The sequence below is a fragment of the Synechococcus sp. W60.1 genome (assembly GCF_047461575.1).
Taxonomy (GTDB): domain Bacteria; phylum Cyanobacteriota; class Cyanobacteriia; order Thermostichales; family Thermostichaceae; genus Thermostichus.
Map to the genome: position 1 here is coordinate 55,459 of NZ_JANSHL010000012.1, position 23,714 is coordinate 79,172.

Here is a 23,714-nt window from a genome sequence, read left to right on the forward strand (position 1 = left end):
AGCCGGGGACTCCTAGGCCTGGGGAGCAGCGGCGACAGGAAGGGGCACCTCCGGCAAGACCAGGGATCCGCACTGGGCGTGGTGGCGCAGCAGATGGTCGCAGAGGACCAGGGCCACCATCGCCTCCACCATCGGCACTGCCCGCGGCAAGACACAGGGATCGTGGCGTCCCCGCGCCGCCAAAACCGTCTCTTGCCCATTGAGGGTGACGGTGTTTTGAGGCTGGCGAATGGTGGCAGTGGGCTTAAAGGCTACCCGCAGGACGATGTCTTCGCCGTTGCTGATGCCCCCCTGGATGCCGCCGGAGCGGTTGCTGCGGGTGCGCCAGCCGCCGGGGGTCATGTAAAACTCGTCGTTGTGCTGCTTGCCCGTCAGGTAGGTGCCGGCAAACCCCGAGCCAATCTCAAACCCCTTGCTGGCTGGCAGGGACATCACCGCCTTGGCCAAGTCGGCCTCCAGCTTGTCAAACACCGGCGATCCCAGCCCGCGCGGCACCCGGCGGGCTACACACTCCACCACTCCCCCCAGCGAATCCCCTTCCCGCGCCGCCTCCTCAATTTTTTGGATCATGGCCGCCGCCGCTTGGGGATCGGGGCAGCGGACGATATTGGCCTCCACCTGCTCTGCAGTTACCGAGCTGGGATCCACCTGGGCTTCCACGTCTTTTACCCGCTGCACGTAGGCCAGGATCTCCACCCCTGCCGCTAGGCGCAGGATCTTCTTGGCAATGGCCCCGGCAGCCACCCGGCCAATGGTTTCTCGCGCTGAGGCCCGTCCGCCCCCCTGCCAGTTGCGGATGCCGTACTTGGCCTGGTAGGTGGCATCGGCATGGGAAGGGCGGAAGGTGGTGGCCATCTCCTGGTAGTCCTGGGGGCGGGCATCCTGGTTGCGCACCAGGATGTGGATGGGGGTGCCCAGCGTAAAGCCCTGAAAAACCCCGGAGAGGATCTGGCAGCGATCCGCTTCCTGGCGGGGCGTCGTGATGGGGCTCTGGCCAGGACGCCGCCGATCCAGCTCTGCCTGAATGTCGGCCTCGCTCAAGGGCAGCCGCGGCGGGCAGCCATCCACCACCACCCCCACCGCCCCCCCGTGGGACTCGCCATAGGTGGTCACGCAAAACAGGACACCGAAGGAGTTGCCGTTGGCCATGGGATCCCCAAGCAAGAAGCCGTTACTCGCAGGCGGCTGGGAGAGACTGTTTTCTATTCTGCACTAGGGGAGTGGCGGGCAGTGCGGTGCAGCTGGCGGCAGCCGGCAATTCCCCGCAACACCAGGTGGGGATCCCAGCGCAGCTCTGGGTCAAGCGGGCCCAAGTGAGGGTGGAGCCACTTCCCATCCCCGCCGGTCAGCAGCAGGGGGCCTTGGGGAAAGCGGCGACGCCAGTCGGCAATGAACTCGCGCAAGCCAGCCAAGAGGGTGTGGAGGATGCCGCTGCGGATGGCAGCCACGGTGTCGTTGGCCCAGCGAGGGGGCAAGGGATCCTGCGGATCCCACTGCACTTTGGGCAGCAGGGCTGTGTGATCAGCCAACGCCTGCGCCTGCAACCCCAGGCCGGGCAAGATGGCCCCTCCCACCAGGGATCCTTCAGAGTCAGCTCCTGTGAGGGTCAGGGCAGTACCCGCGTCGATGACCAAACAGGGCCAGCCGTAGTGGATCCCAGCAGCCCACAAGGCCAAGGCCCGATCCAGCCCCAGCCCTGGGTAGGGATCCCGCAGCGGCACCTGCGATAGCTCCAATCGATGCACCCAAGGGGATTCCGGCGGCAGGGGAGCAGAGCCCACAGGAGCCAGCCACAGCTCTGTCTGCTCCGGCCAGGACAAGGGCTGGTGGGCAGGAAACTGCTCCACCTTCACCAGGGTCTCCCCCGCAAACCAGCCCCAGCGCACGTGAGTGTTGCCCAGCACGGCTGCCAGCCATTCACGACAGCGGTGCGAAGCGCTGAGATCTGCCCCCTCCTCAAAACTCATGCAGCAGCTCTGCCTCCACGCGAAACAGCTCCACCGGCTGGTCGACAGGGATCCCGGCCAACCTCTTAGCGGTAGCAAGCTGCCATTCTGTCGTCAAAGCCTCTCCCGGCAGCAACACCGCTCCCCGGGTTCCAGAGCGGACAAATAGGCCCATGCGGGTGGGATCCACCTGCTCCACAGCGGCAAAAGGACTCCGTCCCGCCGACGCAATGGGCACCACCCGCCGCACAATGGCTACCTGAATGGAGGCCGACTCCAGCTCCCCGGGTTGCAGAGGTACGTAGCGCCAATCGCGGGTGACTGCCCCCACCGCCGCCCGGATGGTGGCCCTGACCAGGTCCTCGCCGCTGGGATCCAAGCTGCCCCAGCAGCCACGGGGCCGACCCTCTGTACTCACCGTTACAAAAACCCCCGCAGAGCGCCGCCAGTGGGGCGGGATCTCCTCTGGAGGTGGCAGCACCTGGCCGGTGGCGAAGTAGTGGGCAATGGCCTGACGCGCCAGCGCCGGCAGGGTGTCAGGGAGAGGTGGTCGCCGGGTGGGGGAGGGGATCCCTGCTGATCGCGTTAGCGGGACGGAGTCCTTATTGAACTCCGTCTCGCCCGTGCGGTTGTGCCAGCGGTGCGGACCACCCACGGATCCCGTCCACAAGCCCAGCCCCGCAGCCAGGAGCAGGCCGAGAAGACCCAGCAATCGAACCGTGAAGTGAACTCGGCAGGTGAACACCCAAGAGAATCCCGTTGGTGGTCACAACAACCGTACTCTAAAAGCTACGCCCTCTCTGCTGCAAATACTTGAAAACGGTGTTTAGATCCTTGTCGCCGCGCCCAGAACAGTTGACCACCACCCGCTGCTGAGGGCCGAGCTGCGGGGCCAGGGTTTTCAGATAGGCCAGAGCGTGGGCCGTCTCCAGGGCGGGGATGATCCCCTCCAGGCGCGACAGCAGCAGCAGCGCTTCCACCGCTTCGTCGTCAGTAACCGCGTAGTACTCGGCCCGCCCGATTTCTTTTAGGTAGCTGTGCTCTGGCCCCACGCCAGGATAATCCAAGCCAGCGCTGATGGAGTGGGCCTCCTGCACCTGCCCTTCTTCATCCTGCAGTAGGTAGCTCATGGCTCCATGCAGGACTCCAATCCGACCGCGGTTGAGGGTGGCAGCGTGGCGGGGCGTGTGCAGCCCTTCTCCGGCAGCTTCAATGCCGATCAGCCGCACCTGGGGATCCCGGACAAACTCGTTGAACAGCCCCAGCGCGTTGGATCCACCCCCCACACAGGCCAGCAACACATCCGGCAGCCCTCCCCATTTTTCCTGGCACTGCTGCCGCGTCTCCTGGCCAATGACATCGTGAAAGGCCCGCACCAGCTTCGGGTAAGGGTGGGGCCCCGCCACCGTGCCGATGACGTAGTGGGTGGTCTCCACGTTGGTTACCCAGTCGCGGATGGCCTCGGAGAGGGCGTCTTTGAGGGTGCGCGTGCCCGCCTCCACCCCCCGCACCTCAGCACCCAGCAGGCGCATTCGCTGCACGTTAGGGGCCTGCCGCTCCATATCCAGCGCCCCCATGTAGATGACGCATTCTAGGCCAAAGCGGGCGCACACGGTTGCCGTGGCCACCCCATGTTGGCCGGCGCCAGTCTCGGCAATGATCCGCCGCTTGCCCATGCGCACCGCCAGCAGCACTTGGCCAAGGGCGTTGTTGATCTTGTGGGCGCCGGTGTGGTTGAGATCTTCCCGTTTGAGGTAGATCTGCGGGCCACCGTAGTGTTCTGTGAGCCGCTGGGCAAAGTAGAGGGGGCTGGGCCGCCCAACAAAATCCCGCAACAGGCTGTGAAACTCAGCGCGAAAATCGGGATCCCGCCAATGCTGCTCAAAGGCTTCCTCCAGCTCTGTCAGGGCGCTCATCAAGGTTTCCGGCACAAACCTGCCCCCAAACGGCCCAAACCGCCCCTGGGGATCCGGACGCACCTGCGGGTCAAGGGGATCCAAAACACGAGGGGAAAAAGCAAAAGAAGCTGAGGTCATGGCAGAGTCCGTCCGGGCCTTGTAGCCTGCAACTAGAGAGAGGCTTTCCCATTCTACAGAAGGAAGGGGCGATGACCAGTCTCGCCTCTCTTCTTCTGCCGTGGGATCCCGAAAAGTTGTTTTGAACAAGGGTCTTCCCAGGATTTTTAAGATAAGGCCGTCCGATTTTGAGGCGGCCTTATGGACAAGCATCTGCAAGAGTTGCTCCAGCAAGAAGATCAAAAGCGCAGAGATGAAGAGGTGCGGCGCACCTATGCCCTTTCTCAAAAGTCCGAGGGGATGGTGATCCTTCTGTCTATTCTGCTTGCCTTCGGAGCCTACCTCTACACGCGGCGGTGGAAAGCTTTGATGGTTTTTCTGGGCTGGTGTTTCTTCCTTGGCGTGTTGTTTAGCGACGAAGAAGGAGAGGTTTCTCTCCCTGGGCTGTTTCTGGCCTCTACCTGGGCAGCGGTAGACAATTGCAGCGCTATCCAGCGGGCAAGAGAAGAAATCGAACGGCTGCGCTCCGGCCAAAACCCTGATGTTGATCGGCAAACTTAAACTTGGTCGACAAAACAAAATAGTGGCCCAAAAATCGGTATTTTATTTCAAACTCTCGAAAAAGATGCTATACCTACTATTTCAAGTGGCACCCAGATACAAGCGGCGCAACCGACCCATTCTCAACGGCAGTGAAACTTGGATTCCTATTCCCTTTGTCTTTTGGGAAAGAGCTTGGACAAACCAAATTCTGTCCCCCTAGGAGAGGGGCTGGAGGTGAGAGAGCTTAGGATAGCTACAGATTAGAGCAATCAAAACCATGAAGTCTGCTGCTCGCCTAGCTTGTCTGCTTGCCGGACTGATCCTAGGAGCGGGGATCCCCGTCATTGCTCCCGCCCCCGCCCTTCCCGTTGCCCAAGCCGGTTTCCGGCCCTATCTCAATGCCCGTTTCGGCTACCGCATCGACTACCCGGCAGACTTTATCCCGCAAGGGGAATCGGACAACGGCGATGGCCAAGTGTTTCTCGGTCAAGACGGGGCTGAGCTGCGCGTTTGGGGTGGGTACAACATTTTTCAAGCAACGCCCGCCAGCGCCCTGCAGGAAGAGCTGCAGCGCAGCCGGGAAAACCAACGCCGGGTTACTTACCAAGCTGTTGGCCGGGATTTCTTTGTGGTCTCCGGCTACGAGCCCGTTCGTGTCAGCGGTGCGGAGCCCTTTGGCCAGCGGATTTTCTATCTCAAAACAGTTGTCCGCCCTTCGCTGCAAGCTGGCTTTGAGTTCGTGTACCCGGCCAGCCGGCGCGAGCGCTATGACCGAGATGTGGAAGCTATAGCCCGTTCCCTGCGCCTTGCCGATCCCTGAGCTAGACCCAAGTTGGGGCATGATCGTAGGGATCCCTGGCAAAACCCAATGGCCGAGAGACCGTTGGATAGTTGGCTGCAGGAACGCATGCGGGTTGTTGGCCTGTCTTCTTGGCGGGCTTTACAGGCCCAGGCCGGGATCAGCCGCCGCGCCCTTGATCAGGTGCGCCAGGGGAAGTGGGGATCCCTGCGCCTGGAGCAACTGCAAAAGTTGGCTGCCGCTCTGCAGTGGGATTTGGGATCCCTACTGCGCCTCAACGGGAATGACAAAATGGGAGCCACCGATTCCTCAGAAGTCCTCTTCTCTCTGCTGCAGCCGCTGCTGACCAGCTACCCCACTGTCCGCCAGATTGCCCAGCGCAAGCCCGATTGGCCGGCCCAAAACGTGACAGCTCTGTTTCGCTCCTTAGACGCTCTGCTGCAGCGCTGGGGGTATGAGCCCATCGGCAACCCCCTGGAGTCCGTCCCCTTTGATCCGCAACTGCATCAACCGGATCAGCTGGATATTCAAAAGGGGGATCCCGTTTACATTCGCTTTGTCGGCTACCGCCGCGGTGACCACATCCTCTGCCCAGCCAAAGTCAGCCGTTCCCTGCCTGGAGGATTGAGCTGATGGCACCTGCCCCCAAAGCGACCCTAGCCATTGATTTTGGCACCAGCAACACGGTGGTGGCAGTTTGGGATCCCGCCCAAGCAGTGCCCCGTCTCCTCACTCTTCCCGGCCTCTCTCGCCCAGACCACTCGGCTATTCCCAGCTTGGTCTACGTGAAGGGAAAAGGCCAGCGCCTGGTGGGGGAAACCGTGCGCGCCGGTCGGTGGGGGGCAGTGGATCCACAGCGGCTGTTTCAGGGGTTTAAGCGGGACTTGGTGGCGGAGTTTGTCCCTCCGCCGCGAGTTCTAGATGGAGAGCGCTACGACGCCGAGAGGGTGGCCCAAGCTTTTTTGCAGACGGTGATGGAAGCTGTCCCGAAAGAACACCTGCAGCCGCAACAGCTGGTGTTCACCGCCCCTGTCGGCTCTTTTGAGCGCTACCTCAATTGGCTGCGGGGAGTGGCCAGTGCCTGTGGCTGGGATCCCGTTCAAATTGTCGATGAAGCCACGGCAGCAGCCCTGGGCTATGCGGTTGGCCAGCCGGGATCCCTAGTGCTGGTGGTGGATTTCGGCGGCGGTACCTTGGATCTCAGCTTGGTGCGCACCCTCGCTCCCCAAGCGGGTAGCCCTGTCCTCAAAGCGGAGGTGATCGCCAAGGCCGATGCCTATGTGGGCGGGGTGGACATCGACATTTGGATTGCCGACTACCTACTGCAGCAACTGGGGCTAAGCCGACAGCAAATTGGAGCTCTGGGCTGGCTCAACCTCCTGGAGCAGGCGGAACAGCTCAAGATCGCCCTTTCCACTCAGATGGAAGCGGTGGGCAGTTGGTTTGACGACGAAGCCCTCACTGCCCATGAGTTGAAGTTAAGCCGGCAGGAGCTGGAAGAGATCCTGGAAGCTCGTCAGCTTTTGGATCAAATCCGCCAGTGCCTAGACGACGTTCTCCTCACCGCCCAGGCGAGGGGATTGGGCAAGAACCAAATTGAGCAGGTGCTCTTGGTAGGAGGCAGCTCCCAACTGCCAGCAGTTCAAGAGCTGCTGCGCTCCTACTTCGGCAAAAAGAAAGTGCGCTGCGAACGCCCCTTCGATGCTGTGGCCCTGGGCGCCCTGCAGGTGGGCCGCCAGGTGAAGCTGGAGGATCGCCTGCACCACAGCTATGCCCTCCGCCTCTGGGATCCCTTGCAGAAAAGCTACATCTACTACCCCCTCTTCGAACAGGGCAGCCCCTATCCCTGCCGACGGGCTGAGCCCTTGATCCTGCAAGTGGCCAACGACGGACAAACGGAGATTCGCCTAGAGGTGGGAGAAGTGGCCCAGGTAGTCCAGTCGGAAGTGGTTTACGACGAGCTGGGGCGGATGAGCAGCCGGCAGCTCACCCGGCAAACCGATTTCCGATCCCTAGCTCCTCTTGGATCCCTGCCCATTCGCCTCAGCGAGACGGAGTCCTTACCGGTTTGTCTGGCCCGTTTGCAGCCCCCTGGCCGCGTGGGAGAGGATCGCCTTCGCGTCGAATTTGCCATTGATAGCTCGCGGCGCTTGTTGGTCACCATCACCGACCTGCAAACTCAGGCGCTCTTGGCAGAGGCCCAGCCTGTAGCCACCTTGAGTTAAGAGACGAAAGTAGAGAGAAGAGAGCGTCTTCACTGCAACGGAAGACAAAGAAAGCAATGTAAAGGGCACGACATGGCCACGATTCCCAACTCTCATCTCCCCTTGTGAGAGAGGGGTCGGGGGCTTGAGGAGAGTAGAGAGCGGTTGCGCCGACGGCGTGGGGTCAGGGGAAGGATCTCAATCATTGATATTGTTGATATTGATTATTGATTGAGAATGGCTGCATATCCAGTGATCTCTGTAGCGACTTGATGAATAATCTGAGCGATGGGATATGAATCTGATTTGCGTTTAACTACACTTCTTCTCTTGAGCTACCTTGGGAACAAATCTTGCTCTTGTCACCACCGCCCCATTTTGCCCGTCCTCCCCTCGACTTTATTCCGCCCGCCTATAGCGCCTGGGTGCTACGGCTCGTCCACGGGATCCTGCCCCTGCTCTTGCGGGTGAGGGTGCGGCGCTGGCTTCCTTCCGGCATTGCCAAAATCGAGGCCACAGGGGCGGAGATCTTGGCGCGGCTCTACCACCAGTTCCAGGAGGGTCAAATTCGCCTAGTCCTGGCTTTCCGACATGTGGAGGTGGATGACCCGCTGGTGGGCCTGTACGTTCTATCTCGCCTGGTGCCCGAAGCCGCCCGTCGACAAGGGATCCGCCTTCGAGAACCCCTTCACGCCCATTTTCTCTACGACCGGGGCATGCCCCTCTGGGGAGGGGAATGGCTGGGGTGGCTGTTGTCTCGCCTGGGCGGGATCCCTATACGCCGCGGTCGGAGGGTGGATCGGGTGGCGCTAAAGGCGGCCCGGCAACTGCTCCTGGATGGGCAATTTCCCTTTGCAATCGCCCCAGAAGGAGCCACCAACGGCCACAGCGAACGGATCAATCCCCTGGAACCGGGAATGGCTCAGCTGTGCTTTTGGTGCGCCGAGGACCTGGCCAAAGCTGGTCGCTCAGAGACCGTCATTTTGCTGCCCATTGGCATTCGGTACTACTACACGGATCCCTCCTGGACGAAGCTGGAGCGCCTGCTGGCGCGCCTTGAGCACCTGAGTGGGTTGACGCCTCCGAAGCCAGAGCCAAGATCCTCCAGGAGCCCCAACCTTCGCTACACCCAGCGGATCTGCCGCCTAGCCCAGCATCTCCTGGGACAACTGGAAGCCTTCTACGACCTACCTCCTTTTGTCTCCGAAAGAGATGATAAAGAGCCACCGCTAGAGCAGAGGCTAGCCCCTGGCCACTTCAACGCTCGCCTGGGGCGGCTGCTCCACAAAGCTCTGGAAACTGCGGAGACCTACTTCGGCCTATCTCCCCAGGGAGATTGGAACAGCCGTTGCCGCCGCATTGAAGAAGCCGCCTGGATCCAGATTTACCGAGAGGAATTGCGGCGCCCTGGATCCCTGTCTCCCCTGCAGCGGGGTTTGTTGGACTGGAAGGCCCACCAGGCAATGCTCTACCTACAGCACATGCGCTTGGTGGAAAGCTGCGTGGCGGTGGAGGAAGAGTATCTGCTGAGCAAACCCTCCTTTGAGCGGCTGGCGGAAACCGCCCTCATCCTATTTGATGTGCTGGCCCGCCTTCGAGGGGAATCCTACCCAGCCCGCCCTCGCCTAGGCTGGCGGGGGGTTCACGTGACCGTCGGGGATCCCATCTCCGTTAGCGAGCGGTTAGAGCGGTATTGCCGAGGCCGCCAGGAAGCCAAACAGGCGGTGACCGAGCTAACTCAGGATGTTTTTTCTTTCCAATTTCTTTCTTTTTCCAATTTCTAGGGATCCCCCAAAGGGGGAACCAGCTTAGGTGAGAAGCCTGGCACTACTGCCGAGAGACTGCTGAAAGATAAACCACCTTCCCATCATAGAACAGAGCTGAGCCTTGGTCGCCCCGCTGGGACTCTGCTCGGTACTCCCAGCAGCAATAGGAACTCACTGTGGTTTTCCACAACCAGGTGAGGTACTGCTCCGGCCTCGCTCACCTCGGTGATGGTTGCTTCCTGGGTTTGCAGTTCTGGAAGGCGATAGGCAACTTCCTGCTCCCCCTGAGAAAAGAGAGGGAAAACCTGGAAACTGCCCTCTTGAATGGGATCGCCTATACGCAGGGTTGGAAAGTTAAGGCTGGCCATCGACTCCTCCTTCTCGTTGAAGTTGCAAGGGTGTTGCGGAAGCTGCCCTTCCCCTTGTTGGCTTGGGATCAGCTCGCCGGATCCTGCTCCAATCTAAAGTCCTTTGGAAATGCTCCCTTCCTAAAAAAAAGAGGTGAGGGGACAGCCTTCGCCTTTCGGGACTCTGGTAGCGCGGATGGAAATCATCCTGACCAAAAGAGAGGGATCCCTTTTTTGGGATCCCTGCCTCAATATCTGGGGTTGATCTCTAGCCTGAAATAATTGAAATTAATCAGCACTAGTGAGTATCAAAGCACTCCGAGACTAGTCCCGCTCAATGTACAAAAAAAGCACTGCCATGCCTACCGCAGGAAGCAGCCAACCAACAATGGGGATAAAAATCCAAGGAAGATAAGCAGCAGCGTAAGAACCGGTCATGATTTTGCTCCTCTCAAGTGATGTGACAAACTTGACAACTAATTCACCAACCCTCGAAAGATGGCGTCGATCCCGGCAAAGTTCTCCAGCAGGAAATAGGCAGCGAACACGCCACCCATACCTCCCAAGAAAAATCCTGCTGTCAGATCCCCCCAACCCCGAGCTGTAGCCAGAGGAGCGGCCCCCGGTGTTTCCGGCTTGTTTCCGAAGGTAACGCTGCCATAGGCCGACATGCAGGCGGTTCCCAGCAGCACAATCGCCATCGCCGTAACCAGCCCGCCTAAGTTAGCTGCCTCAGGGTAATCCCGCAGCGGCCCCAGCACAATTTCTGGCCCTACCAAGAAATAGCCATGGGCCAGCCCAATTTCTAGACCCCGCAACAGCGGCGATAAGCCAGGACGGTTGATGGGGAGATTGTTGATAAACAGACGGGTGACAGGAGAATCGCTGATGGGCGTCGAAAGATGCCCCTCGCAGGGATCGTCGTTAAAGGTGCGAATGTAATCCATGTCCGAATGTCCTGCCTGGAATTTTGCGATTCATTCTACGGGGCCTAAGTTACCCTCTCGGCAACCACCACCCGGATCGTTAAAAAAGTTCATGCTCGCTTAACACAGAGATAGCTCTTCTAAATAAGTTTGAGACATAAGTTTGAGACATTCCCTCGCAGAACCTGTCCTCAGCAATTCGCGCTCTTGCCCATGATCCCTGACCTGCTAACGCGAACTTCACCCTCTCCAGGGGGAGAAGAGAGAAGTCCAGATTCACCGCCTGGTTGTAACCAGTGGTGAGGAATAGCGGCAGCTTTTTCGGACTGTGTATTGAGTATTAAGTTGAGTATTAAGGTCTGCAATGAAGTGGGATCCCTGCTGGGCAAGGGATCGATATTGCGCTGTGGTAGGTAGCCCCGAAAAAAGTGGTAGATACACTGGCCATGGGTCAACAAAGCCTAACTGAATTCGGCTAGGTCGTAAAAACCACGGGACCCTTTACCCCTACCTATTGGGGGCTACTACCAGACCGAAAACCTCAAACCTACAGACTAGAGCCTAGGCCCACATAGGAGCCATAGAAAAAGAGCCCAACTACCGTGATCACACCCAAACCGGCAACCACGGCCACTATCCACAAAGGGATCCTTGCTTGACTGGTCATAGCAACTGGTCTCCAAAAAAGACAGAACTAGCAGCAATTACATTCTCAGTAAACTTAGCAAAGGGGAGCAAGGGCTAGCCAAAAGCCAGCATTGTCCCCTGCGCTCTTTCCCAACTCCAAGAGCAGAGTGGGATCCTGGCCTCAGTTGAGAAAATAGCTGGAGAACAACAGCCCAACCACAAACACCAGCAGCAAACCCAAGTAAAGGGAAGTGCGGTTTAGCTCGACAGGTTGGGAGTTGGGATTCCTTTCGGGTTGATCAGCCATTGGGTTCACCGTTGAATAAACTGCATTGCAGCAATAGCTCCCAAGAAGAAAACAGTTGGGATCGCCAAGGTATGTACCGCCAGCCAACGGACGGTAAAAACAGGGTAAAAAACGGGTTCATCAGATTTAGTGGCCATAGATATCACCCTACGCAAAAAGCTCAATCAACTTACAAATTGCAACAACGAATAGTCCACTTGCCCACAGCCACCCTTAGCGAGTCAGCCTCTCCAGCTCCTCCAGAGCATTGAAGCGATCGCTGACGATCGGCAACTCCTGGCGCTCTGCCGTGAAATACTCATTGGGGCGCGGGGTGCCAAAAATATCATAGGCCAGGCCAGTGCTCACAAAAAGCCAGCCTGCCAAAAACAAAGCGGGAATGGTCAGGGCGTGAATAACCCAGTAGCGGACACTGGTAATGATATCGACAAAAGGTCGCTCTCCGGTGCTGCCAGCCATGAAACTCCTCCCTAGGGTAGGGGCAAAAGTGCTTTCTGAACTTTCTGAGTCTATAACACAATGATAAGGATTTGGATGCACAACTACAAGTTACGAGACCCTTGCTTAGGCCCTTTGCTGTCAAGCCGGATCCCGTCTTGCATAGGTAAAATCTCCTAAGGGATCCCTGCGGCGAACCTTCTTACCCGAGTTTTCAGAATCTCACTGCCAAAGGGCGCAATCCCAAGGGGCATCGAGGGCTTGAGGATGGGGCGGAAGTTTGAGATAAGCTGGCCCTGAGGGGATGTTGTTGGAACAGGAGTGACAGCTATGCGGTGCTCGTGGCCCCTAGCTCTGAGCTTGTGTTGGACGCTGGGCTGGTCGGGTGTCAGCTTGCCGGCTTGGGCCCAAGGGGTGGAGCAGCAAGCCTCGCTGGCCTGGACCGACCCCTACGTGGCGGCTCTGGAACGTCAGACAGATGTGGTGATCACCCAAGAACCCCTGTCAGCCACCCTGACCCGTCTGGAATTGGCCCAGTGGCTGACGGAGTTTTTCGGCTACATTCCCAATCCCAACCAGGTGCAGGAGATTCGCGACCTGGAGCCCAACACCCCCGACTATTGGACTGCCCAAGCCGTGCTACAGGCGGGGGCCATGCGCCTATACGAGGGCAACGAGTTTCGACCGCAAGGGGATATCACCCACCTGGAAGCCCTGGCCATTTTGGTGCGGGCTCTGCAATTGCCTGCTCCCACCCAGGCCGACATTGAGCGCTGGATGGCTCTGTACACCGATGCGGCTGATGTGCCGGAGGTAGGGCGGGCTTTTGTGGCCATGGCAGGCGAAGCGGGGCTGCTGGTGAATGTGCCGGATCCAGCTCGTCTTCAGCCCAATCGCGTGCTGAGGCGAGCAGAAGGGGCAGTGTTGTTGCATCAGGCCCTGGTATATCGCGGTCAGCTTCCGCCCTTGCCACCCCCTGTGGCCCAGTTGCGTCCTTCCCCGGCTCCGGTGGCCGAGACCGTCCAACCCGAAATCTTCCGAACGCGGATCACTCCCGAAGGAGGAAGTGTTCCTGCGGGGGGAACTCTGACCATTGAAGCGCAGGCCACTCCCAACGGCAGGGCTACGGTTGATATCGGCGGCGTGGTTCAGGGTCTGCCGATGCAGGAGGTGCAGCCCGGCTACTACCGCGCAGTTTATAGCCTTGGTCCTCAGGATGCCGTCTTTGGCCCCGACATCAGTATTCAGTTGACCCTCAATGGCGTCAGTACCCGCGTTCAACGGCGGCTACCTCAACTGGCCTTGGGCAATGTTGCTCCTCCGCCAGTGGAATCAGTATTTCCGCCCCCAGCTCCTCTGCCGCAGCCAGCCCCTCTGACTGCAGCCAGCAATCGCTATCCGCGCATTGAGGCCATTCGCTTGGATCCCCAGCGCGACTTGGTGGAAGGGGACATTCTCACCATTGCCATTTGGGGGGAATCTGGAGGGATCGCCCAGTTTGATCTGGGGGATCTGGCCCTGAACCAGCCGATGCGGGAGGTACGACCCAACCACTACGAAGGCACCTACGTGGTAGCCCCCACCCACCAGGCCAACAATCCCACCTTGAGGATTGTGCTCACCAAGGACGGCCTCAGCCAGGAACATCGGGAGATTTTTCCTTTTTCCATCGATGGCTCCAGAGGAACCCGCTCCACCATTCAGCCGGTTTCCGCACCCGTCGCCACGGGACTGCCCCAGATTTTCAGTGTCACCACCAACAGCACCAATCTGCGCATGGGAGAAATTCTCAAAGTCACCATGCGAGGGGATCCGGGGGGGCGGGCTGCTTTTCGGATTGTTGGGGTAACGCCGGAAGTCGAAATGCGGGAGGTGGCGCCGGGCCTATACGAAACCCAGCAGCAGTTGCCCTTCAACATGCAGCCGGTCAACAACGGCATCATCGAGGTGATTTTGCAAAGAGGGGGCCAAAAGACCACCCAAACCAGCCCCTCGCCCATTACCATCGCCCCTTAGCTAGGATCCCCGAGAAGGCTAAACTGCTGCCTCAAAGGGATCGGCGCTGCGCTGGATCTGGGTAGAGAGCTTGGGGATTACCTGCAGGTTGAACTGTTGCTCGAAGACTTTTTTCTTCTCGTTTAAGCTCCACAACTCTAGGGCACAGTCGTCCTTGGGATGCCTGGGATCCAAAATCAACTCCATGCGGCGGGGGCCTTCTCCCAGGAGCTGAAAACGGCAGTGCAGGGCTTGAATGGCCTGCAGGCGGCGGCGATCCAAAGCACAGGCTATGCGCAGCAGGGGGCTCAGTTCCAGCACCACTTGGCGATCCCGCTCGTCGCTGAGGCGCTGGAAGTTCTCGTGCTTCTTCTTGGGGGGCGACTTGCGGTGGTAGCGGGCCAAGTTGGCGATCACCTCCACCTCTTCTTCGTTGAAGCCCAAGAGTTCTCCATGGCGGATCAGGTAGTAGGAGTGCTTGTGGTGGGCGGCATGGCTGATGAAGTGGCCGCAGTTGTGCAGCATGGCCGCCGCCCAGAGAAGAGCCCGCTCCCGGGATCCCCAGCCATGCAGGATGCCGCGGGTTTGATCGAAAAGGCTGAGGGCAAATTCGGCCACCCGTTCGGCATAGGGCAGCTCCACCTGATATTTTTCCGCCAGCTTGAGCACACTGCGCCGCCGCACCGAGCTGTGGTAGCGCAGCCGATCCTCAATCAGCCCTTGGCCGATCATCCAGTCCACGATCAGCCCTTCCCGCAGCGCCCGTTCGCAAAACAGGATCCGCTCCACCCCCAGCAGGGTCATCACTTCTTCCAAGATGACCGCCCCGGCTAGGATGATCTCCCCCCGCCTTTCCCCCAGGCCGGGCAGCTTTTGCCGTTCGGCCACCGTGAGGGAGCGCAGCTCTTTGATGTAGCCGCGCAGGGCTTCCAGGCTGAACTCATACCCCTGCAGGCGATGGGGGAGAGCGCCCAACCGACGGCGGGCATCCAACTGGGCCAGGCACTCGACGGTGCCAGAGGTGCCCACCAAAGGCAGGGATCCCTGTTGTTGTGAAGAGGCAAGGATCCGCTTCATCTGCTCGATGGGGGATTCCAGCATGCCGCGGATGTGCTGGCGCAGGGCTTGCAGTTCGCCAGAAGTGGGCGGATCGTGGTGCAAAAAAGCCTGGGTTAGACGCACAGCTCCCACCTTGATGCTGCGCAGAAACTCCGGCTCTTGGCCATTGCCCAAGATCAGCTCTGTGGAGCCACCGCCGATATCCACCACCGCGTGCATCCGGTTGTGGAACTCCATCGCCGAGAGCACTCCCAGATAAATGCGGCGGGCCTCTTCCTGCCCCGAGATCAACTCCACCCGCAGGCCCAGCTCCCGTTCAATCCGCTTCAAAAACTCCGGCCCATTGGGGGCCTCGCGCACAGCACTGGTGGCCACCGCAACAATGGAATGCACCTGAAAGCTCTCGGCAATGCGGCAAAATCGTTCCAGGGCCACTCGGGCCCGCTCCATGGCTGCAGGCGTGAGGTCGCCCGTCTGGCTGCAAAACTCCCCCAGCCGCACGGTGGCTTTTTCGCGGGAGATGATGGTGAAGCTGGGGATACGGGGATTGATGCGCACCACCACCATGTGGAGAGAGTTGCTGCCCACATCGATGGCGGCCAGAACGGGGGCAGCCCAAGATTCAGGACGAGAAGCCGGGCCGGTTTCGGAAACTGGGGGAGCAGAGGCGACAGGGCATTCCGTGAAGTCGGTGCGCGAAGAGATCATGGCTCGGGTGTGGGGGTCAACCCCTTTAGGATACTGTGTACTTTCCCCCCTTGTTCCGGGCCCAGTTGTCAGGTTTGCGATTGACTCGGCAAACAGGGGAATGGACTCAGCTTGGGATCCCTGCCGCTCTCGCCCCAGCCTAAGATAGGGACACAGTATTTGATTTGTTTGTTTCAAAGTAGGTTCCGATGTCTCAGCCAGCCGAATCACCTCAGAAGGCCAACAGCACCCTCAAACTGCTGCGCACTCACGAGTCTCCCCAACTGGAGCGCATCCGCCACACCACTTCCCATGTCCTGGCTATGGCGGTGCAAAAGCTGTTTCCCAAGGCCCAGGTGACCATCGGCCCCACCACCGACTACGGCTTCTATTACGATTTTGACCATCCCGAACCCTTTACGCCTGAGGATCTCGACCGCATCAAAAAAGAGATGCAGGCGATCATCAAAAAAGGTTTGCCGGTGATCCGCGAGGAGGTGAGCCGGGAAGAAGCCAGGCGCAGAATCGAAGCCCTCGGAGAACCCTACAAGCTGGAGATCTTGGACAGCATTCCCGAAGGGGAGGTCATCAGCATTTACCACTTGGGGAATGAATGGTGGGATCTCTGTGCCGGTCCCCACGTGGAAAACACCCGAGATCTCAACCCCAGAGCCTTTGATTTGCTCAGTGTGGCCGGCGCTTATTGGCGGGGGGATGAAACCAAGCCGCAGCTCCAACGCATCTACGGCACCGCCTGGGAGACCCCAGAGGAGCTGAAAGAATACAAACGGCGGCTGGAAGAAGCCAAACGGCGGGATCACCGCAAGCTGGGCAAAGAACTGGGCCTATTTTTGTTTTCGGATGAGGTGGGGCCGGGGCTGCCTCTCTGGACACCCAAGGGCACCATTCTGCGCTCGGTGCTGGAGGATTTTCTCAAGCAGGAGCAGCTCAAGCGGGGCTACCTGCCGGTGGTTACCCCTCATATTGCCCGTGTGGACTTGTTCAAGATCTCCGGCCACTGGCAAAAGTATCGGGAAGATATGTTTCCCATGATGTCGGAGAATGAGCAGGCGCGTGCGGCTGAACAGGGCTTTGTCATGAAGCCGATGAATTGTCCTTTTCACATCCAAATCTACAAATCCGAGCTGAGATCCTACCGCGATTTGCCCCTACGATATGCCGAGTTCGGCACCGTTTATCGCTACGAGCAATCGGGGGAATTGGGAGGTCTGACGCGAGTGCGTGGCTTCACGGTGGACGATGCCCATTTGTTTGTTCGCCCCGATCAATTGGAGGAGGAGTTTCTCAAGGTTGTCGATCTCATTTTGGTGGTTTTCGATAAGCTCAAGCTCAAGGATTTTCGCGCCCGCCTCAGCTTCCGGGATCCCAAGTCGGACAAATATCTGGGATCCCCCGAAGATTGGGACAAAGCCGAAAATGCCATCCGTCGCGCTGTGGAGAAGTTGTCGATGCCCCACTTTGAAGGGATCGGAGAGGCAGCCTTCTATGGGCCGAAGCTGGATTTTATTTTCCGCGACGCGCTGGATCGGGAGTGGCAACTGGGCACGGTTCAGGTGGACTACCAAAACCCACAGCGCTTTGATCTGCAATACGTAGCTGAGGATGGATCCCGGCAGCGTCCGGTGATGATTCACCGTGCTCCCTTTGGCTCGCTGGAGCGACTCATTGGGATCCTGATTGAAGAATACGCTGGGGATTTTCCCTTCTGGCTGGCCCCGGAACAGGTGCGTATTTTGCCCATTTCCGATCAGTATCTGGGCTATGCCACCCAAGTGCGGGATCAACTGCGGGAACATGGGATCCGCGTTCACATCGATGCCGACAGCGATCGTTTGCCGAAGAAAATCCTCAATGCCGAGAAGGCCCGGATCCCTTTTATGTTGATCGTGGGGGAACAGGAACAAGCGGCAGGAACGGTGAGCGTGCGCCAGCGCCATCGGCAGGAGCTGGGATCCCTGACGGTGGCAGACTTCCTGGATCAGGTGCAGGCGCTCAACTAGCCGGTTGCGGCAATGGAGGGCAGTGGAGTTTTCAGAACTTGAGGATCCCAGATGCCGGGGAGTTCAAGAAAGGGCCTGAATGTCCCTTTCTAAAGAAAAGCCAGCCGACGGCCGTGTTGACGGCCCGCCGCTATTCTGGCGGCAATGCCCAGAAGATCGTTGTGGGGCGGGAGCTTTCCTGTGGATCCAAGGTGCTGGTGGCTGCCCAACCGACGCGGGGGGTGGATGTGGGGGCCATCGAGGCCATTCATCGGCGCATCCTGCAGGCGCGGGATCAGGGCATGGGGGTGCTGCTGGTGTCGGCGGATTTGAATGAGGTGATCAGCTTGTCGGATCGCATTTTGGTGATCCATGAGGGCCACCTGGTGGGAGAACTCACGCCTGAAGAGGCCACCGAAGAGCAGCTAGGGCTGCTGATGGGCGGGATCCAGCATTAGACGAGGCCGGGGGCAGCTTGAGAAGATCCTGCCGCTCGTTCTTGGGCTAGGGCTGCTCGCCGTTGTTCCAACTCTTGAGGAGAGATGCGCCCGTAGGTGACGCTCATCTCGGCCAGGCGCTGGATCATGTTCTGCCGCAGCATGTCCTCGCGGTAGCGCCAGGCCCAGTTGTTCTCGGTGGTGCCGGGGAAGTTCATGCGCGCCTCTGCCCCCAAGCCCATCACATCTTGCAGGGGAATGATGGCCAGATCGGCTACGGAAGCAAGGGCTAGGCGAATGAGATCCCAATGGATGCCCTCGGATCCCTGGCAGCCCAAATAGCGCAGCAGGTTTTGTTTTTCCCACTCCGAGCGATCCGGGTCATTAAACCAACCCACCACCGTGTTGTTGTCGTGGGTGCCGGTGTAAACGACAAAGTTGCGCTCATAGGCATGGGGCAAATAGGGGTTATCGGGCCCGGAGCCGAAGGCAAAGAGCAACACCTTCATGCCGGGCAAGCCAAATTGATCCCGCAGTTGCAACACCTCCGGCGTAATGTCTCCCAGATCTTCGGCAATCACCGGGATTTCCCCCAACTTGTCGGCCAGGGTCTGAAAGAAATCTGCCCCCGGCCCTTTTTGCCACTCCCCTTCCACAGCCGTTTCTGCATCGCCTGGAATGGCCCAGTAGCTCTCGAAGCCGCGAAAGTGGTCGATGCGCACACAGTCCACCTGCTTGAGGATGGCCTGGATGCGCCGGATCCACCAGTCGTAGCCGCGAGCCTTGAGCACCTCCCAGTTGTAGAGGGGGTTACCCCAGCGCTGCCCGGTAGGGCTGAAATAGTCCGGCGGCACACCGGCTACTTGTAAAGGCCGTCCCTGTTCATCCAGGTGAAACAGCTCCCGGTTGGCCCACACGTCGGCACTGTTGGGGGCAACGTAGATGGGCACATCCCCAATGAGCCGCACTTGATGCCGATGAGCATACTCCCTTAGGGATCCCCACTGCTGGGCGAACAGATACTGCCAAAACATCTGCTCGGTAATGGCATCGGCATAGCGGTCGCGAGCCTCTTGCAGGGCCGGCGGATCCCGTCGCACCAAGGCCGGATCCCATTGGTTCCACTCTTGCTCGCCGTACACATCCTTGAGGGCCATGAACAGGGCATAGTCCGGCAGCCAGTCGGCCTCGGCAGCGCAATAGGCTTGGAAAGCTTCCCAATCGGGGCCGGAAGCTTTTTCTTTGAAGGTAGCCCAGGCGCGGTGCAGCAGGCCCAGCTTGAAGGGGATCACGGTTTCGTAGTCCACCCGCTCGGCAGCCCCGGCTTGGATCGTTGGCCATTGGGGCAGATCCTGCCAACTGTCGGGCTCTAGCCAGCCGGCTTTTACCAACAGCTCCGGGCTGATGAGCAGCGGGTTGCCGGCAATGGAGGAAAAGCTCATGTAGGGGGAGTTGCCCCAGCCGGTCGGCCCAAGAGGAAGAACCTGCCAGAGGCGTTGGCCGCTCTCCACCAGAAAGTCCACAAAGCGATAAGCCGATGGCCCCAGATCGCCGATACCAAATGGCCCCGGTAGCGAGGTGGGGTGCAGGAGGATCCCACTGAGTCTGCCCATGCGCATGGCCAAGCCCTTTTGCTGAAGGTGGCTTCACCGCCTATGCTGTCACTTCCAGAGCCACGGTGGACAGCTCCAGACAAGACAAAATTAGAACAAAGTTAAAAAATGAGCAGGATCCAAGGCCAAGACGCGCTTTTCCCTCTGGCCAGGGGATCCCGTCAGGCCATCTCAGGCGCAGGGCAGGCTTGGGCGTACCAGTTGTAGAGACCATCGCCGGTGGTGAGCCAAGTCTGAGGGCGAGATTGGATGTGCTGCAAGGCTTTTTTCAGGGATCCCATCCGCAGAGGCTGCCCGACAATGAAAGGATGTAGGCCGATGGCCATGACGCGGGGGGAGCGTTCCCCATCTTGCCACAGTTGATCAAACTGGTCGATGAGGGCTTGGGCAAAGGCTTCTGCCGGCAGGCGGGCGCTCAGACAAAGGCTGATGTCGTTGGCCTCTAGAGTGTAGGGGATCCCCAAGAGAGGGCCGGCGGCAGTTGGGAACCAGTAGGGTTGGTCGTCGTTTACCCAGTCGGTGGTGTAGCGGATCCCGGCAGCCTTGAGCAGGTCAAAAGTATTCTCGCTAACGGAAAACCCCGGTGTCAGCCAGCCCCAGGGACGGGATCCTGACACCTTCTCCAAAAGGGACAAGCTGCGCTCGATCAGCTCTTGTTCGGCTTCGCGGGCCAGGCCGCTGTGGCCGGTAGAGTTGTTCCAGCCGTGGGCCAACACCGACCAGCCGTATTGGCGGATCCCTTCAATGATGGGGGGGTAAAGCTGCACCATTTCTGCATTCAAGGCGGCAGTCACCGGGATCCCCAGCTCCGCGAACAGTTCAAACAAGCGCCAAATGCCCACCCGATTGCCATAGTCCCGCCAGCCATAGTTGGCGATCTCAGGGGAGCTGGTGAGATGGGGTTGAATGGCTGTGCCCAGCTTGCCAAAGGTGAAGTGCTCAATGTTCATCACCACGTACACGGCCACTCGCGCCTGATCCGGTAGGCTCGGCAGCTTTCGGCTGGGCAGAGCTGAGTAGGCAGGGGGCAGCATGTCCGCTCTCCAAAGCTTTGATGCTCACCAAGGGGGCAGGCTAGTCCTTTGATTTTCCTGAGGTCAAGGCCCGATGGCAAGCCTGCACTTCTGGAAGGGTGAACAGGCGGCGAAACGGGATCCCTGCTTCTCGGTAGCGGTCTTCTGCCCCTTCCAGCCGATCCACCAAAGCCAGGATCCCTTCCGCCCGATAGCCGGCTGCCCGCACCCGCTCTACCGCCTTCAAAGCAGAACTGCCGGTGGTCACCACATCTTCCAGGATCCACACCCGACTGCCTGCCGGCAACTCCGGCCCCTCGATCCAGGCTTGCGTGCCGTGCCCCTTGGGCTCTTTGCGCACGATTAGGGCGGCTAGGTTGGCAGGCTCAGCCCTCAGGGAGGCCAAACTCACCGCCGTCACCAGGGGATCTGCCCCCAGCGTCATCCCAGCCACTGCTTCGGTTTCGGGAGGCAACAGCCGGTGTAGCAGGGATCCCACCCAATAAGCCCCCTGGGGGTGAAGGGTGACCGGCTTGCAGTTGATGTAGTGGGGGCTCTTCTGTCCAGAAGTGAGGGTAAAGGAGCCTTCTCGGTAAGCCAGTTGGGCCAGGAGATATAGCAGTTTCTCCCGCGCTTCCTCTGGGGAAAGGGTCAGGGGAGAGCAATCGAGAAGCAACACAGCAGGGATCCCCTTGGTTCAATGGCTGGCAAGAAAGATCACTCAGGACATTTCATTATGCGGCAAATCTCCACCGAATCCAATCTCCCGTTTTTCGGCTTCACGGGAGGGATCCCTGTCCCACAAAAGATACGCCTGTCTTGGCTAGGGCCAATGTTGCTGAAGTTCTAGACCGGCGGATACCTGAAAATCTGTTCAAACAACCACCTGGGGCATCATTTGCTCAACCAACAGAAGCAACGTGTTGGCAACAGAAGATGGCTCTTGAGCATTCAAAGTGGTGTGGGGAATCGCGCCATCTTGATTCCCCAAAATTAACAAAATGTCTTCTGGATCCCAGGCATTGGGTTGATCGACGTGGGTGATCCCAATCACGCAGGGGGCACTTGTCCTGGCTTTCATAAAAGATTGAATAGCTTGGGCGTTGCGAAATTGGCCCGGCAAGTGCGCAGGCACCAGAAGAACATAGCCGTGGGCGCGCTTAATTAAAATATCCCACATAAAGTTAAAGCGAGACTGGCCTGGAGTGCCGTAGAGATGCAGCCACATCTCTTCTTCCTCCTCTCCAATTCTCAAGCGGCCGAAGTCCATGCTTACCGTCGTGGTTTTCTTCAGCTCTGCCACCTCGTCGGTTGCTTTGCAATCGGTGTCCACCACCTCGATCTCGCTAATCGTGCGAATAAAGGTAGACTTTCCAGCTCCCACCGGCCCTGTTACAACAATTCGCAAGATATTTCCCATAAACTGGCCTCAGACTAAGCTCTAGCGACAAAGCTGAATAAAACTCGGGGGAGTGCACCGATGTGCCGCACGGGAGGTAAAGCTATCTCCAGGTTGCTTCTAAGATAATCTAAAAAAGATACCAACGCCAGCTCTGCTCCAGAGGGATCCCAGAAACTCAAGCACCTCAGCCCAAGAAGGTAGAGAAATTAAGCAAGTAGAGTAAGCAAGAGCCCACTCTAACTCAAACAACTCAAATTAAACTGTTGGCACCATTGGCAATTAACCGTTTGAATAAAGCCTCGCTCATGCCTGTTTCCTGTTGCACAGCGTTATAGGCCACCTCAAGGTAAGCTTGCTCAATAAAAGAGAGGTCAATCATGCAAACCTTGCTCAAGCTGGTGCGCAACTGCTCAGGCTTGCCTTCTTTCACTAACCGCCGACTGACCTCCTGCACAACTGTGGCCATAGCAGGTACAACATGTTGGGGGCCGATCCCAACGCGCACATGAACTATGCCGATTTTCCAGCGGCGATCCGCATACTGGGGGCCCCAATTGTCCATGCCCGTGAACATTTCCTTGAACCAGTCAGCAAAAGTTTGGCCCAGCCGCTGCCGGTTGTGCTTGGCTATCACTGCCGCCATTTCGGCATCGCGATCCAGATAGCCGTAAAAGGCGTCTGACATTTCCGCCGCGATACTGCCGCCCCAGTCAGCACTTTGCTGCAAAACTTTCTTGTCATCATCTGTGAATTGCGTGCGCGAGATCAGGACTTGGAGCAGCTCAGAAGGTTTAATGGCCATACTTCCCTCAACGTCAGGACAGAATCAAAAACTTAGCCTCCACATTTGATTTTCTTACTTCATTGCCTCTGCAATGCTTGCCGCGACTCGCTTAATTTCCAAAAAGAGCAAGCCTTGCTTGACTTCATGGCTGGCAATTGTCAGCAAGACGGCATCGGGGCCACAACTGGTTAAAACCCCGTATCCTTTTTCCCCCTGTACAAAAACTCTCTCTATGGCTCCGCGCCCTAGCTCTCTCCCAATCCGTTCGCCCAAAGAAAGCATGGCAGCCGACATAGCAGAGGTTCTCTCTTCATCCATACCCGCAGGCAATGTGGAAGCCAAAGGTAACCCGTCAGGGGTGACCACTGCTGCTCCCTGGACTTCTGGCGTATTGGCAACATAGCTCTGGAGGATCGCCTGCAAAGAGGACAGATTAGCCATCCTACATCTCCCTGCTGATTCACTATTTCTAATGTTTCTACCCGAAAACCGAAAACATGACTGCAAATATCCCTATGCTTTTATTTTTCGCGAATGCTCTTGAGGAGGGTAGCCAATCGACTGACCAGAGAAGGCTTGACCGGGCCGCTCTCATCCTGAAAACCGGGCACCCTTGCCCCCAGCCTCTCCCTCACCGGCTCGGGATTCACCTCCTCAGCCACTGACTTGGACAGCTCTAAGCGACTGGCCGAAGAAGACCGAGCCAGAACCGTTGGCCCCTCACAGGGACTGATCAACCCCAGCTTCGCCAGACGGGCACAGGCATAGCGCACCTCCAGCAGGTCGGCCCCCAGGGCTTGAGCCAA

26 protein-coding genes and 1 pseudogene are annotated in these 23,714 nt (G+C 58.7%); 8 read left to right on the top strand and 19 right to left on the bottom strand.

What is annotated here, in order from left to right; genetic code table 11:
• Positions 1–12: 12 nt before the first annotated feature.
• Genes aroC through trpB form a run of 4 tightly spaced genes read right to left on the bottom strand, consistent with a single transcriptional unit; the run spans position 13 to position 3,982 of the window.
• Positions 13–1,149 carry a chorismate synthase gene (aroC, locus tag NW805_RS10855; protein ID WP_414351901.1) on the bottom strand — a complete coding sequence of 379 codons (1,137 nt, stop codon included), beginning with the start codon at positions 1,147–1,149 and terminating at the stop codon, positions 13–15.
• Positions 1,150–1,202: 53 nt separating this feature from the next.
• Positions 1,203–1,967 carry a pantothenate kinase gene (locus tag NW805_RS10860; protein ID WP_414422487.1) on the bottom strand — a complete coding sequence of 255 codons (765 nt, stop codon included), beginning with the start codon at positions 1,965–1,967 and terminating at the stop codon, positions 1,203–1,205.
• Positions 1,957–2,691, bottom strand: coding sequence for an AMMECR1 domain-containing protein (locus NW805_RS10865; RefSeq protein ID WP_414422488.1), 735 nt, complete (start codon positions 2,689–2,691; stop codon positions 1,957–1,959). Before NW805_RS10865 ends, NW805_RS10860 begins: the two co-directional genes overlap by 11 nt.
• A gap of 37 nt (positions 2,692–2,728) precedes the next feature.
• Positions 2,729–3,982 (bottom strand): tryptophan synthase subunit beta, encoded by a 1,254-nt coding sequence (gene trpB / locus NW805_RS10870; protein ID WP_414422501.1) that lies wholly within the window; start codon positions 3,980–3,982, stop codon positions 2,729–2,731.
• A 180-nt stretch (positions 3,983–4,162) separates the two neighbouring features.
• On the opposite strand from trpB, the gene NW805_RS10875 reads away from it, so the two are divergent.
• From NW805_RS10875 to NW805_RS10895, 5 genes are all read left to right on the top strand, one after another.
• Complete coding sequence (locus tag NW805_RS10875) at positions 4,163–4,522, top strand: hypothetical protein (protein ID WP_414422489.1); 360 nt, start codon at positions 4,163–4,165, stop codon at positions 4,520–4,522.
• Between the two features lie 259 nt (positions 4,523–4,781).
• Positions 4,782–5,324, top strand: a complete 543-nt coding sequence (locus NW805_RS10880; RefSeq protein ID WP_414422490.1) for a hypothetical protein — start codon at positions 4,782–4,784, stop codon at positions 5,322–5,324.
• A 48-nt stretch (positions 5,325–5,372) separates the two neighbouring features.
• A complete protein-coding gene (locus NW805_RS10885) occupies positions 5,373–5,936 on the top strand; it encodes a helix-turn-helix domain-containing protein (RefSeq protein ID WP_414344372.1) in 564 nt (187 codons plus the stop codon).
• The gene (locus tag NW805_RS10890; RefSeq protein ID WP_414422491.1) at positions 5,936–7,528 is read left to right on the top strand and encodes an Hsp70 family protein; all 1,593 of its coding nucleotides are present in this window, start codon (positions 5,936–5,938) and stop codon (positions 7,526–7,528) included. Before NW805_RS10885 ends, NW805_RS10890 begins: the two co-directional genes overlap by 1 nt.
• A 332-nt stretch (positions 7,529–7,860) precedes the next feature.
• Entirely contained in the window at positions 7,861–9,291 is a 1,431-nt protein-coding gene (locus NW805_RS10895; RefSeq protein WP_414422492.1) for a 1-acyl-sn-glycerol-3-phosphate acyltransferase, read from the top strand.
• An 83-nt stretch (positions 9,292–9,374) separates the two neighbouring features.
• On the opposite strand, the gene NW805_RS10900 is transcribed toward NW805_RS10895, so the two are convergent.
• From NW805_RS10900 to psbE, 7 genes are all read right to left on the bottom strand, one after another.
• Positions 9,375–9,641, bottom strand: coding sequence for an ARPP-1 family domain-containing protein (locus NW805_RS10900; protein WP_414329880.1), 267 nt, complete (start codon positions 9,639–9,641; stop codon positions 9,375–9,377).
• 303 nt (positions 9,642–9,944) lie between these two features.
• Positions 9,945–10,058, bottom strand: a complete 114-nt coding sequence (locus tag NW805_RS10905) for a photosystem I reaction center subunit VIII (RefSeq protein ID WP_011433114.1) — start codon at positions 10,056–10,058, stop codon at positions 9,945–9,947.
• A 38-nt stretch (positions 10,059–10,096) separates the two neighbouring features.
• Entirely contained in the window at positions 10,097–10,567 is a 471-nt protein-coding gene (locus NW805_RS10910; protein WP_011433113.1) for a photosystem I reaction center protein subunit XI, read from the bottom strand.
• A 526-nt stretch (positions 10,568–11,093) separates the two neighbouring features.
• Positions 11,094–11,213, bottom strand: coding sequence for a photosystem II reaction center protein J (locus tag NW805_RS10915; protein ID WP_011433112.1), 120 nt, complete (start codon positions 11,211–11,213; stop codon positions 11,094–11,096).
• Positions 11,214–11,354: 141 nt separating this feature from the next.
• A complete protein-coding gene (locus tag NW805_RS10920) occupies positions 11,355–11,480 on the bottom strand; it encodes a photosystem II reaction center protein L (RefSeq protein ID WP_011433111.1) in 126 nt (41 codons plus the stop codon).
• A gap of 5 nt (positions 11,481–11,485) precedes the next feature.
• On the bottom strand, positions 11,486–11,617 hold the full coding sequence (gene psbF / locus NW805_RS10925; RefSeq protein WP_011433110.1) for a cytochrome b559 subunit beta: 132 nt from the start codon (positions 11,615–11,617) through the stop codon (positions 11,486–11,488).
• A gap of 76 nt (positions 11,618–11,693) precedes the next feature.
• The gene (gene psbE, locus NW805_RS10930) at positions 11,694–11,939 is read right to left on the bottom strand and encodes a cytochrome b559 subunit alpha (protein ID WP_011433109.1); all 246 of its coding nucleotides are present in this window, start codon (positions 11,937–11,939) and stop codon (positions 11,694–11,696) included.
• A gap of 309 nt (positions 11,940–12,248) precedes the next feature.
• On the opposite strand from psbE, the gene NW805_RS10935 reads away from it, so the two are divergent.
• Entirely contained in the window at positions 12,249–13,934 is a 1,686-nt protein-coding gene (locus tag NW805_RS10935; RefSeq protein ID WP_414422493.1) for an S-layer homology domain-containing protein, read from the top strand.
• Positions 13,935–13,952: 18 nt separating this feature from the next.
• Here NW805_RS10935 and NW805_RS10940 read toward each other — a convergent pair whose 3' ends face one another.
• Positions 13,953–15,680 (bottom strand): HD domain-containing protein, encoded by a 1,728-nt coding sequence (locus tag NW805_RS10940; RefSeq protein ID WP_414422494.1) that lies wholly within the window; start codon positions 15,678–15,680, stop codon positions 13,953–13,955.
• A 188-nt stretch (positions 15,681–15,868) separates the two neighbouring features.
• Here NW805_RS10940 and thrS point away from each other — a divergent pair, with 188 nt between their 5' ends.
• Both thrS and NW805_RS10950 read left to right on the top strand, forming a co-directional pair.
• On the top strand, positions 15,869–17,680 hold the full coding sequence (gene thrS / locus NW805_RS10945) for a threonine--tRNA ligase (RefSeq protein ID WP_414422495.1): 1,812 nt from the start codon (positions 15,869–15,871) through the stop codon (positions 17,678–17,680).
• A gap of 113 nt (positions 17,681–17,793) precedes the next feature.
• On the top strand, positions 17,794–18,117 hold the full coding sequence (locus NW805_RS10950; protein WP_414381879.1) for a sugar ABC transporter ATP-binding protein: 324 nt from the start codon (positions 17,794–17,796) through the stop codon (positions 18,115–18,117).
• Here the strand turns inward: NW805_RS10950 and malQ are convergent.
• The 7 genes and pseudogenes from malQ to NW805_RS10985 all read right to left on the bottom strand — a co-directional run.
• Complete coding sequence (malQ, locus tag NW805_RS10955; protein ID WP_414422496.1) at positions 18,114–19,715, bottom strand: 4-alpha-glucanotransferase; 1,602 nt, start codon at positions 19,713–19,715, stop codon at positions 18,114–18,116. The genes NW805_RS10950 and malQ overlap by 4 nt on opposite strands.
• A 155-nt stretch (positions 19,716–19,870) precedes the next feature.
• On the bottom strand, positions 19,871–20,743 hold the full coding sequence (locus NW805_RS10960; RefSeq protein WP_414422497.1) for a polysaccharide deacetylase family protein: 873 nt from the start codon (positions 20,741–20,743) through the stop codon (positions 19,871–19,873).
• Between the two features lie 40 nt (positions 20,744–20,783).
• Entirely contained in the window at positions 20,784–21,401 is a 618-nt protein-coding gene (pyrE, locus tag NW805_RS10965) for an orotate phosphoribosyltransferase (protein ID WP_414422498.1), read from the bottom strand.
• Positions 21,402–21,596: 195 nt separating this feature from the next.
• Complete coding sequence (locus tag NW805_RS10970) at positions 21,597–22,142, bottom strand: GTP-binding protein (RefSeq protein ID WP_414356695.1); 546 nt, start codon at positions 22,140–22,142, stop codon at positions 21,597–21,599.
• A gap of 232 nt (positions 22,143–22,374) precedes the next feature.
• The gene (locus tag NW805_RS10975) at positions 22,375–22,926 is read right to left on the bottom strand and encodes a protoglobin domain-containing protein (RefSeq protein WP_414356696.1); all 552 of its coding nucleotides are present in this window, start codon (positions 22,924–22,926) and stop codon (positions 22,375–22,377) included.
• Between the two features lie 54 nt (positions 22,927–22,980).
• Positions 22,981–23,349, bottom strand: coding sequence for a roadblock/LC7 domain-containing protein (locus NW805_RS10980; protein ID WP_414422499.1), 369 nt, complete (start codon positions 23,347–23,349; stop codon positions 22,981–22,983).
• A gap of 80 nt (positions 23,350–23,429) precedes the next feature.
• Positions 23,430–23,714: pseudogene (locus NW805_RS10985) on the bottom strand (hypothetical protein); the annotation flags it as partial.

What these genes read in the sequence shown, in the direction of transcription:
- NW805_RS10890 (WP_414422491.1), top strand. Translation starts at nt 5,936, where the DNA reads ATGGCACCTGCCCCCAAAGCGACCCTAGCCATTGATTTTGGCACCAGC.
- malQ (WP_414422496.1), bottom strand. Translation starts at nt 19,715, where the DNA reads ATGCGCATGGGCAGACTCAGTGGGATCCTCCTGCACCCCACCTCGCTA.
- NW805_RS10980 (WP_414422499.1), bottom strand. Translation starts at nt 23,349, where the DNA reads ATGGCTAATCTGTCCTCTTTGCAGGCGATCCTCCAGAGCTATGTTGCC.
- NW805_RS10935 (WP_414422493.1), top strand. Translation starts at nt 12,249, where the DNA reads ATGCGGTGCTCGTGGCCCCTAGCTCTGAGCTTGTGTTGGACGCTGGGC.
- NW805_RS10940 (WP_414422494.1), bottom strand. Translation starts at nt 15,680, where the DNA reads ATGATCTCTTCGCGCACCGACTTCACGGAATGCCCTGTCGCCTCTGCT.
- NW805_RS10875 (WP_414422489.1), top strand. Translation starts at nt 4,163, where the DNA reads ATGGACAAGCATCTGCAAGAGTTGCTCCAGCAAGAAGATCAAAAGCGC.
- NW805_RS10960 (WP_414422497.1), bottom strand. Translation starts at nt 20,743, where the DNA reads ATGCTGCCCCCTGCCTACTCAGCTCTGCCCAGCCGAAAGCTGCCGAGC.
- NW805_RS10905 (WP_011433114.1), bottom strand. Translation starts at nt 10,058, where the DNA reads ATGACCGGTTCTTACGCTGCTGCTTATCTTCCTTGGATTTTTATCCCC.
- NW805_RS10900 (WP_414329880.1), bottom strand. Translation starts at nt 9,641, where the DNA reads ATGGCCAGCCTTAACTTTCCAACCCTGCGTATAGGCGATCCCATTCAA.
- aroC (WP_414351901.1), bottom strand. Translation starts at nt 1,149, where the DNA reads ATGGCCAACGGCAACTCCTTCGGTGTCCTGTTTTGCGTGACCACCTAT.
- trpB (WP_414422501.1), bottom strand. Translation starts at nt 3,982, where the DNA reads ATGACCTCAGCTTCTTTTGCTTTTTCCCCTCGTGTTTTGGATCCCCTT.
- NW805_RS10885 (WP_414344372.1), top strand. Translation starts at nt 5,373, where the DNA reads ATGGCCGAGAGACCGTTGGATAGTTGGCTGCAGGAACGCATGCGGGTT.
- NW805_RS10910 (WP_011433113.1), bottom strand. Translation starts at nt 10,567, where the DNA reads ATGGATTACATTCGCACCTTTAACGACGATCCCTGCGAGGGGCATCTT.
- NW805_RS10975 (WP_414356696.1), bottom strand. Translation starts at nt 22,926, where the DNA reads ATGGCCATTAAACCTTCTGAGCTGCTCCAAGTCCTGATCTCGCGCACG.
- NW805_RS10920 (WP_011433111.1), bottom strand. Translation starts at nt 11,480, where the DNA reads ATGGCTGATCAACCCGAAAGGAATCCCAACTCCCAACCTGTCGAGCTA.
- NW805_RS10970 (WP_414356695.1), bottom strand. Translation starts at nt 22,142, where the DNA reads ATGGGAAATATCTTGCGAATTGTTGTAACAGGGCCGGTGGGAGCTGGA.
- NW805_RS10880 (WP_414422490.1), top strand. Translation starts at nt 4,782, where the DNA reads ATGAAGTCTGCTGCTCGCCTAGCTTGTCTGCTTGCCGGACTGATCCTA.
- NW805_RS10860 (WP_414422487.1), bottom strand. Translation starts at nt 1,967, where the DNA reads ATGAGTTTTGAGGAGGGGGCAGATCTCAGCGCTTCGCACCGCTGTCGT.
- psbE (WP_011433109.1), bottom strand. Translation starts at nt 11,939, where the DNA reads ATGGCTGGCAGCACCGGAGAGCGACCTTTTGTCGATATCATTACCAGT.
- NW805_RS10915 (WP_011433112.1), bottom strand. Translation starts at nt 11,213, where the DNA reads ATGACCAGTCAAGCAAGGATCCCTTTGTGGATAGTGGCCGTGGTTGCC.
- thrS (WP_414422495.1), top strand. Translation starts at nt 15,869, where the DNA reads ATGTCTCAGCCAGCCGAATCACCTCAGAAGGCCAACAGCACCCTCAAA.
- psbF (WP_011433110.1), bottom strand. Translation starts at nt 11,617, where the DNA reads ATGGCCACTAAATCTGATGAACCCGTTTTTTACCCTGTTTTTACCGTC.